The sequence below is a fragment of the Paenibacillus sp. LS-5 genome, from assembly GCF_056121505.1.
The window spans coordinates 215,540-229,890 of the sequence record NZ_JBWAVA010000003.1; the positions used below are offsets into that span (position 1 = coordinate 215,540).

At 52.1% G+C, this 14,351-nt stretch carries 10 protein-coding genes; 5 read left to right on the forward strand and 5 right to left on the reverse strand.

Going from position 1 to position 14,351, the window contains the following annotated elements:
• Positions 1-193: 193 nt before the first annotated feature.
• Positions 194-1,171, forward strand: a complete 978-nt coding sequence (locus AC0MA3_RS06525; protein ID WP_474655570.1) for a LacI family DNA-binding transcriptional regulator — start codon at positions 194-196, stop codon at positions 1,169-1,171.
• A gap of 118 nt (positions 1,172-1,289) precedes the next feature.
• On the opposite strand, the gene pgmB is transcribed toward AC0MA3_RS06525, so the two are convergent.
• The 5 genes from pgmB to AC0MA3_RS06550 form a co-directional block, all read right to left on the reverse strand.
• Entirely contained in the window at positions 1,290-4,298 is a 3,009-nt protein-coding gene (pgmB, locus tag AC0MA3_RS06530; RefSeq protein WP_474655571.1) for a beta-phosphoglucomutase, read from the reverse strand.
• A 119-nt stretch (positions 4,299-4,417) separates the two neighbouring features.
• Positions 4,418-5,509, reverse strand: coding sequence for a carbohydrate ABC transporter permease (locus tag AC0MA3_RS06535; protein WP_379156711.1), 1,092 nt, complete (start codon positions 5,507-5,509; stop codon positions 4,418-4,420).
• The gene (locus AC0MA3_RS06540; RefSeq protein WP_474655572.1) at positions 5,510-6,625 is read right to left on the reverse strand and encodes a carbohydrate ABC transporter permease; all 1,116 of its coding nucleotides are present in this window, start codon (positions 6,623-6,625) and stop codon (positions 5,510-5,512) included.
• A gap of 162 nt (positions 6,626-6,787) precedes the next feature.
• Complete coding sequence (locus AC0MA3_RS06545; RefSeq protein WP_379156704.1) at positions 6,788-8,215, reverse strand: ABC transporter substrate-binding protein; 1,428 nt, start codon at positions 8,213-8,215, stop codon at positions 6,788-6,790.
• A gap of 216 nt (positions 8,216-8,431) precedes the next feature.
• Positions 8,432-9,436: a LacI family DNA-binding transcriptional regulator gene (locus AC0MA3_RS06550; protein ID WP_379156701.1), complete on the reverse strand. Its 1,005-nt coding sequence runs from the start codon at positions 9,434-9,436 to the stop codon at positions 8,432-8,434.
• A 288-nt stretch (positions 9,437-9,724) separates the two neighbouring features.
• Between AC0MA3_RS06550 and AC0MA3_RS06555 the strand changes: the two genes are divergently transcribed.
• From AC0MA3_RS06555 to pepT, 4 genes are all read left to right on the forward strand, one after another.
• Positions 9,725-10,738 carry an LLM class flavin-dependent oxidoreductase gene (locus AC0MA3_RS06555; RefSeq protein WP_474655573.1) on the forward strand — a complete coding sequence of 338 codons (1,014 nt, stop codon included), beginning with the start codon at positions 9,725-9,727 and terminating at the stop codon, positions 10,736-10,738.
• A 469-nt stretch (positions 10,739-11,207) separates the two neighbouring features.
• Positions 11,208-12,248: a hypothetical protein gene (locus AC0MA3_RS06560; RefSeq protein WP_474655574.1), complete on the forward strand. Its 1,041-nt coding sequence runs from the start codon at positions 11,208-11,210 to the stop codon at positions 12,246-12,248.
• 31 nt (positions 12,249-12,279) lie between these two features.
• Positions 12,280-12,957, forward strand: coding sequence for a sortase (locus tag AC0MA3_RS06565; protein ID WP_474655575.1), 678 nt, complete (start codon positions 12,280-12,282; stop codon positions 12,955-12,957).
• Positions 12,958-12,997: 40 nt separating this feature from the next.
• Positions 12,998-14,230: a peptidase T gene (pepT, locus tag AC0MA3_RS06570; protein ID WP_474655576.1), complete on the forward strand. Its 1,233-nt coding sequence runs from the start codon at positions 12,998-13,000 to the stop codon at positions 14,228-14,230.
• Positions 14,231-14,351 lie beyond the last annotated feature (121 nt).

Sequence of the window (14,351 nt, forward strand, 5' to 3'; positions counted from 1 at the left end):
TTCACCTTATAAAAACACACAACAAAACGAGGAGTTTCGACAATATACTAATTCGTTAGCTAGCTTCTGCTTCCCTCTTTATGTATTATTTTCATTTATTAAAGGGCAGCGGAGTAGAGCCAGGCTTTCTAGACAGCATAAGGCATACGGGATAGAATAAATTAGCAGCAACCCTTAGACAGGAGACCTTATCATGCCCACCATAAAAGACGTAGCCCTCAAAGCAGGTGTATCGGTGACTACCGTATCCCGGGTGCTGAACAGCAGGGGCTACTTGAGCGATGCCCTGAAGAAAAAGGTCCATACCGCGATGGAGGAACTGAACTACAGACCCAATGAGCTTGCCCGTTCACTAAGCCGTTCCAGATCCAATATTATCGGGCTGATTATTCCTCATGTGTCACTGCCGTTCTTCGGAGAATTAACGAGCCGGATTGAGGAGCATGCCTACAGGAACGGATATAAGCTGCTGCTCTGCAACTCCCAACAAGACAAAATCAAAGAGCTTGAATATATTGATATGCTGCGCGCAAGCCGGGTCGACGGTATCATTATGGGAAGTCATACGCTGGAGGTGGAAGCCTACCGGCAAATGAATCTGCCTCTGGTCACCTTTGACCGGCAGATCTCACCGGATATCCCTTATGTCTGCTCAGACAACTATGCCGGGGGACAACTGGCTACCACCTTATTAATAGAAAAGGGCTGCCGGCAGCTCGCCCATATCGGCGGTCATCCTCAACTGAACCTCTTGTCCCACCTCCGGTATGAGGCTTTTGCCGATACGGCCCGGAAGCATGGCGTGTGGCAGACCTCACTGCACACAGACGATAACAGCTTCGATGTCCAGGCTTATGAAAGGCTTCTGGAGCAGCTTTTCCGGGAGCATCCTGGAATCGACGGCATCTTTGCCGGCAGTGATCTCATTGCTGCCTATGCACTGAAAGCCTGCCGGGAGAGCGGCCGCAGCGTGCCTGGAGATGTACGGATTATCGGCTATGACGGGATCGATCTGCGCAGCCTGTTCCATCCCGCCATCTCATCCATCCGCCAGCCGATGGATGAGATGGGCCGTCTCGCCGTAGAACTAATCGTGAAGCAGGTCGAAGGCGCCCCCGTCGCTGCCGAGAATATTTTGCCGGTAGAACTCGCGGCAGGAGCCACGACGTAAGGTTAGACGAATGCGAACTGCTTGAGCAGAAATGATTCAGGCTGAAGTTCAAGGCGTAGTTCTAAATGCGAATACCCCGCTCTCCTCCAGTAATAGAGGAAAGACGGGGTATTGCCGTTTACCGCTTCATCAGTTCCAGCAGCTTCTCTGCACTTAGCTCCGAGGGCCGGGACACCAGCAGATCGGCCGCACCCAGCTGGACTGCGCTTCCGATGCCCGCCGCCTTCATGCCTGCAGCTTTGATCGCGGCTATGCCCGCTGCCGCATCCTCCACGCCGATGCAATGGCCCGGCGTGACCCCCAGCAGCTCCGCCGCCTGCAGGAATATCTCCGGATCGGGCTTGCCCTTCCGCAGACTGGCCGGATCGGCGATCGCCTGGAACCAGCGGGCTGCGCCGAGGCGTTCCAGAATCTGCGGAGCATTCAGGCTCGCCGAGGCCAGCCCCAACAGGATTCCCCGCTCACGCAGGGAATCGAGCAGCTCCGGAATCCCCGGCAGCAGGTCCGCCGGGGTAATCCGTCCGATCATTTCCCTGTAATGATCGTTCTTCTGCTCCGCAAGCCGCTGCTTCTCGGCTTCCGTGAGGCTCATGCCGCTGTCCTCCAGCACGATGTCCAGCGACTCCATGCGGCTCACGCCTTTCAGCCGTTCATTCTTCTCCCGGCTGAAGGGCACCCCGAGGCCATCCGCAAGCGCCTGCCAGGCCATATAGTGATATTCGGCCGTGTCGGTAATCACGCCGTCCAGATCGAAGATCACCGCTTCCAGCCGTTTCGCAAGCGATACGGTCATCGGTTCATGCGGAGACAGCTGCAGCGTCTGCTCCAGGTGCCGGATCTCCAGACCTTCTCCTTCAAGCAGTGTATATACCACTGCCTCACGGTCTACATACACATCCAGCAGCTGACCGCCAGATGTAATTTTGAAGCGATAGCTCTGCCATTGCTCCGGCAGCGCCGGACGGAAAGACAGCCCCCCATCATACTGGCGCATTCCGCCAAACCCATTCACAATCGACATCCATGAACCTGCCATCGCCGCCATATGCAACCCGTCTTTGGCATTGCGGTTGATGTCATCCAGGTCCATCCGCACCGTGCGGTCGAAGTAAGCATACGCGCCTGCCAGATCACCAATTTCAGCACAGATGATACTGTGAATACACGGTGACAGAGAAGAGTCATGAGTCGTCAGCGGCTCATAATACTGATAATTACGGATTTTGTCGGCCAGGCTAAACTGATCGCCCAGCAGGAATAATGCCATAACGAGATCTGCCTGCTTCAGCACCTGGTGCCGGTAGATTACGAGCGGGTGATAGTGCAGCAGCAGCGGATATTTATCCGCCGGGGTCTGTTCGAAGTTCCATTTCCGCTTGCTAAGGAACGTATCATCCTGCGCATAGATACCCAGCGTCCTGTCAAAAGGAATATACATTTTCTCCGCGGCTTCCAGCCAGCCCTCTGCCTCCAGTGCACTTATTCCTATACTGCATTCCAGCCGCTCGTAATCTTCGGGATACTCACGGCGGAGCAGATCCGCTGTCTCATAGGCATAGAGAAACTGATCCCGTACCATCAGGTTCGTATAGGCATTATTGTTCACAATCGCTGTATATTCATCGGGACCGGTTACAGCATCTATGCAGAAGGCCCCGCCGCGTGCCGGATTGTAATGACCCAGATCTGCCCAGAAACGAGAGGTTTCAAACAGAATCTCCGCGCCTTTGGCGGCGAGAAACTCTCTGTCGCCTGTCGCCTGAACATATTGTTTGATAGCATATGCGATGTCTGCGTTGATATGGACCTGGGCTGTTCCAGCCGGGAAATATGCCGAGTTCTCCGCGCCGTCGATCGTCCGCCAGGGATAGAGTGCCCCGGCCTGCGACATGACTGCCGCGCGCTCACGTGCCTTGCCCAGTGTGGCATAACGAAACTCCAGCAGCGCACGGCTCACCTCAGGCTGCGTGTATGTGAAGAACGGCAGCATGTACATTTCGGTATCCCAGAAATAATGCCCCTCATAACCTTCACCCGTCAGGCCCTTTGCCCCGATATTGGTTACACCGTCACGGCCCACCGACTGCAGCAGCTGAAAAGCATTGAAGCGGATACCCTGCTGCAAAGCCGGGTCACCTGTAATCTCTACATCCGTGTGATTCCAAAATACATCCAGGCAGGCCTGCTGTTCAGCAGCAAGTCCGTCAAAACCGCAAGCCGCCGCCATCTCTAGCACTACCCTGCTCCGGCTATGCAGCTCCTCCTCGCCATAATCCTTGGAGGTATGATAAGAAATATACTTGCTCAGCGTAACGCTCTGCCCGCTGAGTACTTCAGCTGAATAGCCTATCGAAATCCGCTGACCAGCAACATCGCGGCTAACCTCAAGGCCGGACTCCGCCTGCAGTGTATGGCTCGTAGCAGTCCACAGTGCGAACTGCGTATGCCGGGTCCGCTGCTTCATCCAGAGGAATCCTGCAGCCTCATCATAACCCGCGTCTTCCAGCAGCAGGCTCGGTACGCCACTTCCAGATCCGAGCCTCGGGTCTCCGCTTGTCTCTTGCCGGACAATTTCTCCATCCATCGCGGAGATGAACGTCAGCGTACCATCGAAATTAAGCGCCGTTACGCGGTAATCGATCGCCGCAAGATGCTTGTGACTCAGGGCCACCATCCGCCGGATCTCTATCAGGACACGGTGGCCTGCAGGCGATTCCCACTCCACTTCACGGCGGAGGACACCGCTTCGCATATCCAGGCTCCGCTCGTAGCGGCGTACAGTACCACTGTTTAGATGAAAGGCATGTCCTTCAACGCTCAGCTCGATGATCCGGGCATCGGTTACATTCAGCATCGCCTGGTTGCGGTCAGGATACCCGTACGCCCCCTCGGGATACACAATAGGCTCCGAATCGAAGAACCCGTTCAGATAATTACCGGCCACTGAGGTTCCTGCATGGCCATGATAGCCTTCCTCGAAATTGCCGCGCATGCCGATATATCCGTTGCCCAGCGCGAACACGCTCTCGCTCCTCTGGTTATGCTCATCTTCATAGGCATCCTCGCTAAGACTCCATTCCCGGTAGGGATACAGTGCCGCCGGATGCTCATAGGGCTTCATCTTCATCTTGAACATCTCCTCCTGATCGCTGACCTCTTATGAACCCTCCACCCTCTGGAGGACGCCCTCGGCTTATACAGTCAATGGCCGGACCGAAACAGCTCTTGCATCCGTCCGGCCCCTCATCAGCCTTTCACGGAACCGCCCATCAGGCCGCGTACGAAGTACTTTTGCAGCAGGAAGAAAATCGCCAGCGGCATCAGCATGGAGATGAACGCCGCCGAGGTCAGCAAATGCCAATCGTTGCCACGCGAACCCACCAGATCGGCAATCTTCATGGACATCACCTGCACGGAAGGCTGATTGCCGATAAAGATCAGCGAGACCAGATAATCATTCCATACCCAGAGGAACTGGAAAATGCCGATGGAGGCCAGGGCAGGAACGGATAGCGGCAGAATCAGCCTGCTAAAAATGGTGAAATGGCTCGCCCCATCCATAAAAGCCGATTCAAACAAATCCTTGGGCAGCTGGCTGATGAAGTTATACATGAAGTAGGTGACCAGCGGCAGGCCGAAGGCGGTATGCGCCAGCCAGATTCCCAGATAGCTTCCGTTCAGACCAAGCGCGGTATAATCCTTGAGCACAGGAATCAGGGCGACTTGAATTGGAATTACGAGCATGGCGATAATGATTACGAAGAGTGTTTTGCGGCCCGGAAACCGCAGCCAAGCGAAAGCATATGCGGCAAAAGAAGCAATCAGCACCGGAATAACTGTAGCCGGCACCGCAATCGTCAGCGTATTCCAGAAGGCCTGCGATAGCCCCGTACCCTTTTGCATCGTTTCACTGCCGTCAGCCTCTGTGAGTTTGTATTCTTTACCGGACAGCACGTTATTGTAATTATCCATGGTGAAATCAGGTTTGGTCTCCCAGCCCTGCTCCTGCACATTGACCGTACGCGCTCTCCGGTTCTCCCACATCAGACGGCTGTCGTCCACCTTCACACCTGTCTTCAACTGATCGTCCGTGTAGGTTTTGCCGTTCACCTCAATCGGTTGACGCAGATCCACATCCTTGGACAGCTGCAGCGTTTCGCCTGCTTTCCACTCCTGATGGGGGAACACCTTCCACCAGCCAGTCTGCAGAATATCCGCTGCCGGACGGAACGAGGAAATAAAGAGGCCCAGCGTGGGAAGCAGCCAGATGAAGCAGATGACACCCAGCACCAGATTAACGATGGTTTTGCCGCCTTTTCTTTTCTTTTTGCCGACCATTTAGAATCCCCCCTGCTTGCGGAACTGACGCAGATTAATAAGAATGACCGGCAACACCGCGATCAGCAGAACAATAGCCAGCGTCGATCCGTACCCGAAATTACGGTACATAAAGAACTGCCGGTAGAACTGTGTTGCTACCACTTCTGTATCGTATTGACCTCCTGTCATCACCATGACGACGTCAAATATTTTCAATGTAAAGACGATAATGGTAGTGGTAACGGTCAGAATCGTCGTAGAAATGAATGGAATCATAATGCCGAAGAAGATCTTCACCTCACCCGCCCCATCCACGCGCGCTGCCTCCAGGATATCGTCAGGGACCCCTTTGATCGCAGCAGAGAAAATCACCATCGCAAACCCGGTCTGCATCCAGATCAAAATAACAATAAGAAAAAAGTTATTCCAGGGCTGCAGCATACTCGTCCAGGCCTGCGGCTCGCCGCCAAAAAAGGTTACGACCGCATTCAGAAGTCCGATTTGCTCGTCACCGGGCTGATAGTAATAGACGAATTTCCAGATGACCCCTGCGGCCACAAAAGAGATAGCCATCGGCATGAAGATGATTGATTTGGCGATTTTCTCGTAGCTGCTGCGGTCGGCCAGGATGGCGATGAGCAGCCCGAAGCAGACACAAGCCAGCGTTCCCACGAACACCCAGAGTAGGTTGTTACGCAGTGCCGTCGCCATAAGATGGTCGCTGAATATCGCAGCGTAGTTGCTGAGTCCGACAAACTCCTCCGAAGAAGCATTAAAGAAACTCAGGTACAATGTACGCAGCGCAGGCAACACCAGCAGCCAGCCCAGGATAATTACCGCCGGTCCGATAAAAATATACGGCAGCACCTTCCTGCGGATATGGTCCGGGTACTGTTCTACCGCCCAGGTCAGTGTATAGTAGATCAGATACACCCCGAGCACGCCCCATAGCACAGCAAGAACCGCCGTCAGCAGCGGATTCAAAGTAGAATCCCGGAAGAACATAAAGATCAGGCCATTGATGACAATGTTGGCGAGCAGTACACCAATCGACAGGAGCACCGCCCCGATGCTGATTCTCTGTTTCGCCCCGGCACCCCCAACACGGGATTCCGGCTTTATTTGTGCATCCATATTAGCTCCTCCTATAAGTTTTGCAGAGCAAAACTTTCTTCGTAAGCCTTGTACTCGGTCGGTCTGTTCAGCCAATTGTTCCAACAGAGAAAAAGCGGGACAGGTCATACTCGCTGCACACTGCCCCGCTTTTAGATAATTATATGAATGAATACGTTCTGCTTAGTTATTCCAGCCTGACTGAATCTGCTCCAGGGCCTTATCCAGTGTAGCCGTACCGCTCACATAGTCGGTCATGCCTTTCCAGAAGGTTCCAGCCCCCACTTTACCAGGCATTAGGTCAGAACCGTCAAAACGCAGCGTAGATGCATCCTGCACCAGCTTCGCCATGCGGCGGTCAGATTCAGAGGTGTACCAATCCAGGGAAGCATCATTCATTGGAGCGATCACGCCGCCGGACTGTACCCAGGTCTTGATGGACTCACCGGTGGTGAAGAATTCCATCACTGCACGCACTTCCGGACGGTCATTGAACATCGCATAGATATCGCCTGCGACCAGCACTGGCTTACCGTACTTCGAATCAATCGGTGGCAGGTAGAACCAGTCATAATCCTGATCCACCTTAGCCGTTTCAGGGAAGAAACTTGTGATGAAGTTGCCCATCAGGTTGAACCAGGCTTTGGGAGGATTCTCGAACATTGGCTTCGGCGCATCCCCGAAGGCTGTTGTTACGATTGATTTGGTTCCTCCATAGACATAATCTTTGTTGAGCCAGATCTTGGACATGATCTCAACAGCATTCTTCACTTCAGGAGAAGTGAACGGCAGCTCACCTTTGACCCATTTATCATAATTCTCCGGTGTGGTTGTACGCAGCATGATGTTCTCAATCCAGTCAGTTGCTGCCCAGCCTGTTGCTGCACCACTCTCAATACCAATAGTCCAGGCCGGATCGCCATCCTTGGCGATTTGTTCGGTCAGTGCCATCATGTCATCCCAGGTTTCCGGAACTTTGTACCCTGCATCATCAAATTGCTTCTTCGGATACCAGACCAGACTCTTCACATTGCTCCGGTTCCAGATCCCGGCCATGATCTTGCCGTCTTTGCCATCCATAGTGGACATATCGAGCCAGCTTTGATTGTAGTTGGCTTTCATTTTCTCCTGATCCAGCACCCCGGTCAGATCGACCACCTTGCCGGTTTTGGCAATGGAGGCCAAGAGCCCTGGTTGCGGGAAGTCAGCGATGTCAGGGGCATTGCCGCCGTCGACGCGGATGTTGATGGTCGCTTCGAATTCTTTGGAGCCTTCATACTGAATATCGATGCCGGTCTTTGCTTCAAAGTCCTTGATGCTGTTCTCAAACTTCACCTGGTCAGCATCCACGAAAGGTCCAAACATGGTGACCTTGGTTCCTTTATATTCACCTTTCATAGCCAAATCCAGCGGTGAGCCCGTTGCAGCGGCCTCTGTAGGATCAGGCGAAGCCTGGCTGTTAGATGCAGCAGGGGCCTCTGTAGCCGCCGGCGGATCCGTCTTGGCCGCATTATTTGCGTTATTATTCCCGCCGCAACCGCTAAGCAGCATGGTGAAGGATAAACATAGCACCATGGCGAGTGACAGCTTTCGTCCCGTAGCCTTTTTCATTTCGTCATACATCCCCTTTAATTATGGTTTGTGAGACTGCATTCCTTATGCTTACGTTCAGTAGTTGCTCGCTTGCCTGCGGGATCACCTCCTTGCAAGAAGTAGTGGGAAATACGGCTGTCTATGTTGTATGCGTTTCCAATACCGTACTGGCTAGATACCATTTGATATTGGCAGCTGCTCTTCCTTTGAAAAGCTTTTCATAATACACATGGCTCATCGTTCCCGCGAGGATTCTCTTACAATCAGCTTATGCTCCATTTTTTCTGTGATTACTTCTACTTTCCCGGTGGTCAGCAGCTCATGCAGCTTCTCGGCAGCTCTATAGCCCAGTTGATAAATCGGCTGTGCTATTGTCGTCAGCTTGGGAATGAACATCCCTGACATCCGCAGATTGTCGAACCCGATAACAGATACCTGGCCGGGCACGAGAATATTGCGGTCTTTCAAATAGGAGATTGCCCCCATCGCGAACTCATCCGCTACACAGAATAAGGCTGTCACTTCCGGATAATCCGTAAACAGCTCATGCGCCGCCTGATAGGCATGCTCAAAACGGTGATTGGCATACCTGACCTTCTCCACGCTATGCTCAAGGCCGGCTTCCGTCATCGCCCTTACGAAGCCATCATAACGAGGGGGTCCAGATACCGAATTCTCATGATCGAACCCGATCATGCCTATTTCGGTGTGACCCAGCTCAATCAGGAAGCTGACCGCGTCGTATGCTGCCTTTTCATCATCAATCTCCACTGTGGGTACATCGTAATCGTCTGTGTGGGAGGAGACCAGCACAAAAGGAATTCTGCAATCGGTCAGCTTCTCATAACATTCCGGGTAGAGAATATCACTGGCATACACAATTCCATCCACCTGCTTCTCATGAAAAGTGTCAATGTAGCTAAGCATCCGTTCCTTGTCGCGGTCCGTATTGCAGATCATCAGACTGTAGCCCAGCTTATTGCAGGCATCCTGCATTCCCCGGATCACTCCGGCAAAAAATAGATTCTCAATATCAGGGATGAGCAGGCCAAGCATATACGACTTCTTAAATATTAATCCCCGGGCGAAGGCATTGGGCTGATACTTCAGCTTCTCTATGGCTTCAATTACACGGCTGCGCTTGCTCTCTACTACGGTATTCGGCGCATTCATTACGCGGGATACCGTACTGATCGACACCTCCGCCATTTTGGCAACATCTCTGATTGTTGGTTTCATTAGCGTAACTTCCTTTTTTAGAAAAGCTTTTCAAAGCGATTATAGCAATGGTTTCCATAAATTACAACAGGAAATTTCTAAGCGCTTTCATGGCTTGTACATTAGAAAAACTGTATCCATTCAGCCTCTAGGTTGCACCAAAAAAGATTGAATGGGAGACAAACTTCCGCACACCAGCTTACTTAAAGTGTGTAAATAATATATTTTCATGTTATAATTACCGGGTAGATCATTTCAATGCTGCAAATACTGGTTATTAATAGAAGCATTCATTTAGGAGGGATATTCGTGAAAAAACTGCAGGACATTCCGTTTTCCGTGCTGGATCTGGCTCCCATTGTGGAGGGGGGAACGGCGGCGGATTCTTTTCATAACACGCTCGACCTGGCCCGTCATGCCGAAGGCTGGGGTTATCACCGCTACTGGCTCGCAGAGCATCATAACATGCCTGGTATTGCCAGCTCTGCTACCTCACTTGTTATCGGCCATGTTGCAGCCGGGACCAAGAGCATTCGGGTCGGGTCAGGAGGTATTATGCTCTCTAACCATGCGCCGCTTATGATAGCCGAGCAATTCGGAACACTTGAATCGCTGTATCCCGGCCGCATCGATCTCGGTCTGGGCAGAGCGCCAGGCTCTGATCAGGCTGCTGCCCGCGCCATGCGCCGCAGCCTTGGCAGTGATGGCAGTGAATTCCCGGAGCAGCTTAGTGAGCTTAGAGCCTACTTCGATCCGGACGGTGCCGGCTCACGGCCACCTGGGGTGCGTGCAGTTCCAGGTGAAGGGCTGAATGTGCCGATCTGGCTGCTCGGCTCCAGCGGCTTCAGTGCCCAGCTCGCAGGCCAACTGGGCTTGCCATTTGCTTTTGCCAGCCACTTCGCACCGGATTACCTGCTGCCGGCCCTTCATCTCTACCGCACCAGCTTCAAGCCGTCAGAGACGCTGGATAAGCCGCATGTCATGGTGGGTCTTGGCATTACGGCTGCCGCAACCACAGAGCAGGCACGCTGGCTTGCGACTTCGCAGCAGCAGCAATTCCTGAATATTATCCGCGGCCGGACCGGCAAGCTCCAGCCTCCGGTAGACAGCATGGAAGGACTATGGTCTCCACAGGAAAAAGCCATGCTGCTGAGCAAACAGCTATACTCCATAGCAGGAGATCAAGCCGCGATCAAGGAAAGACTGCTGCAGATCATAGAAGAAACCCAGGCTGATGAATTCATCGTAGCCTCGCAGATTTATGATCACTCTGCACGCCTGCATTCCTATGAACTTGTAGCTGAGCTGTTGAAGGAAGGGTAAGACATCCACAAGCCCACTTGGGATTATCTTATAAATCATGTTCTTTAGAGAAAGCAGCGTATGGGCTGCTTTCTCTTTTTTATATGACAGAAGCATTTGCAATCACATCCACAACTGTTCTTTATAAAATACATAAATATTCTCCTTAATCGAGAAATAATTAGATATCTGAAGATATCCTTCAATAAATACGTATTTATTATGTAAATCGAATATTTTAGGCTTAAAATGTCCGTTAATTCTATTTTTACTTATCTGGAATTTTGATTATACTGATGGTATTCGTTATAACGAACATACATACCTTCTCCCAACCTTGATTACATCTTTATTGCCTTATATATGTTTAGTGGTTCTCCAAAAAACCACTCTATTCGACAGGATTTGCGTTAATCACTAGGAATAAAGCGGGTTTATGCTGAGTCTGCGGGTAGCAAGGCAGAGCCTCCAGAAAGAAAGGAGCAGGCAAGTGAAGAAAAAATACCACAAAGTAATTATTGGCATGTACATTCTGATCGTTCTGGCCGGGGTAGTCTGGCATGCCGGAGGCGCAAGTGCCGAGGATACAATCAAGCTCACAGTGAATTCGCACACAACCAGTATGGCAAAGATGAACAATATGCAGCCGGGGGATGTTACCTCCTCTGACTATACTGTCATTAATGAAGGAAATGAGCCCTTCAATTACTATGTCGACTTCAAGTTCATGTCCGGAGACCAGGAATTGTACAACATACTGCAAATGACCCTGCAAAAAGAGGGAGTAATCCTCTATTCCGGGGCAATGAGTGAAGCGGAGGGGCGGGTGGCAGTGGGAACATTGTCCGGAGGCGCCCACGAGGCCATTCAAATGGATGTCACTTTTCCGTATGAGGCCGGGAATGAGTATCAAGCGAAAACAACCAGTGTAGCCTTCATATTCTCTGCTTCCGGTGAACCGGGTCCATCCGCTGTGCCTAGCGCTTCACCTCCGGCTTCTGCTACACCGAATCCGTCCGCTGCGCCTAGCACTTCACCAACGGCTTCTGCTACACCTAATCCGTCTGCTGTGCCTACCGCTTCGCCTTCGGCTTCTGCTACACCGAATCCGACGGTCGAGCCCAGCACCTCACCAACGGCTTCTGTTACTCCGAATCCGTCGAACGCACCAACCGCGGGGCCAACCAGCAGTTCGGTGCCGGGAACCATTGTTACACCTTCTGCTTCATCTGTAGTAACAGCTTCGCCGGACTTGGCTGAAGTTACAGTCACTGACCCGCCAGTTCCACTAGGCGGCAATACACCATCAGCTTCACCGGATACCGGCAGCACCGTAATCGGCAATACAGCTGCTACACCATCGCCCGATCCCGGAGTGAACGTTACCGATGAGGATCTTCCGCTTGGCGGGCCCGGTGACAGCGAAAAGCTGCCTGACACTGCTGAACCTTGGTATAACTTGATCCTGATCAGCTTGTCTATAGCGGTCCTGAGCGTGATTGTCTTGCGCAGACTGAACTCGAAGAAGTAAACCCATTTCACCATAGGCTGGAGGAGAGAGTATGAAGAAGCGTTCCGGGCTGATCCTTGCCGTGAAGCTGATCTTCATACTCTCTTTGTGCATCATGCTCTATTCGGCCTTCCAAATCTACAAAGCCCCCGCCGAAGCGCGCCAAGCATTGCAGGATTGGCATAAAAAGAGGGAGGAAGCTCCCATTATATCCCATACTAATGATGAAACCCCTCTTCCTGACGGGATGATCAGTCTATCGGAAGCTACAAGCCCCTCAAAGCCTGTCTACAAGGAGGGGGAGATTATCGGAGAGATCTATCTGCCCAAACTGGATAAACGGATTGCCATCCTGGAAGGCACGCAGCGCCCTCAGCTTAGAAAAGGAGCCGGGCATGATATAGGGAGCGCTCCGCCTGGTACGATTGGCAACAGTGTAGTGGCCGGCCACCGTGACACGGTGTTCCGGGGGCTGGGCATTTTGAAGAAGGGTGATCTTATCGAGGTCGAAACCGAAGATGGAAAATTCATTTACAGCATTACAGGCAGTACGATTGTAGATGGCGACGCAAGAGGAGTAATCAAGCAGCAAAACAGCGAAGCTGTGCTTACATTGATCACCTGCTATCCGTTCAGCTATATCGGCCCTGCACCAGACCGCTATCTGCTCTCTGCCTCCCTGCTTCGCAAAGAGCCTGTATCCAGGGATGAGACATTGTATCGAAAGTGATACTATAGAGATACGAAGATATAGAGGAGATGACCTTTGGATGAAAGCAAAGCTGATAGAACGGTTTATTTCGTATGCCCAAATGGATACCCAATCGAATGAGGATAATGAAGCCTGTCCTTCCACACCCGGGCAGATGGCGCTGGCCCACAAGCTTGTAGCAGAGCTTCAGGAGCTGGGTCTTGTGGAGATTACTGTGGACGAGCATGCTTATGTCATGGCTACACTGCCTACCAACACGGCTAAAGAAGTTCCTGTCATCGGTTTCCTTGCGCATCTGGATACCGCGACTGACTTCACCGGAGCGGGTGTGAAGCCTCAGATTATCGAGAAGTACGACGGCAAGGATATTGTCCTGAATGAAGCACTCGGGGTAGTCCTCTCCACACAGAGCTTCCCGGAGCTGCCTGAATACAAAGGACACACACTGATTACAACCGATGGCACCACACTGCTCGGGGCGGACAACAAAGCGGGAATCGCTGAGATCATGACCGCCATGGCCTACCTGCTGGAGCATCCCGAAATCAAGCATGGCAAGATCAGAGTTGCATTTACCCCTGATGAAGAAATTGGACGCGGGCCGCATAAGTTCGATGTTGCGCGCTTTGGAGCTTCCCATGCCTACACCGTGGATGGGGGACCGCTCGGGGAACTGGAGTACGAAAGCTTCAATGCTGCCGGTGCCAAAATCAGCTTTCACGGCGTGAACGTGCATCCCGGAACTGCCAAAGGCAAAATGATTCACTCGTCTAAAATCGCCATGGCGTTCCACCTCAGACTGCCGTCCGGCGAAGCGCCAGAATTCACTGATGGCTATGAAGGTTTTTACCACCTGATCTCCATGTCGGGGACAGCGGAGCACAGCACGCTGCAATACATTATCCGTGACTTTGACCGTGAATCCTTCGAGAGCCGCAAGGCGCATATCACTGCGATTGTTGAGGAATTCCAGTCTACTTACGGAGCAGAGAATGTAGTCCTAGAAATGAAAGATCAGTACTATAATATGCGCGAAAAAATCGAGCCGGTGCGCCATATCGTCGATATCGCCCAGGAAGCGATGGAGAACCTAGGCATAACTCCTGTGATCCTCCCGATCCGCGGGGGCACCGACGGCTCTCAGCTCTCGTATATGGGGCTGCCAACACCGAATATTTTCACTGGCGGCGAGAATTTCCATGGTAAATTCGAATATGCCTCTGTGGATGTCATGCTAAAGGCCGTGCAGGTCATTGTCGAGATCGCCAAACTGACTGAGCAGAAAGCCTAACGGCTTAGGAGCAGCGGGTACATACCCAATGACACAAATCCCCCCGGCTGGAGCATTAGCTCCTGACCGGGGGGATTTGTGTTTCTTCTACCAGTGATAAATTACGAATTTCTATAAGCCG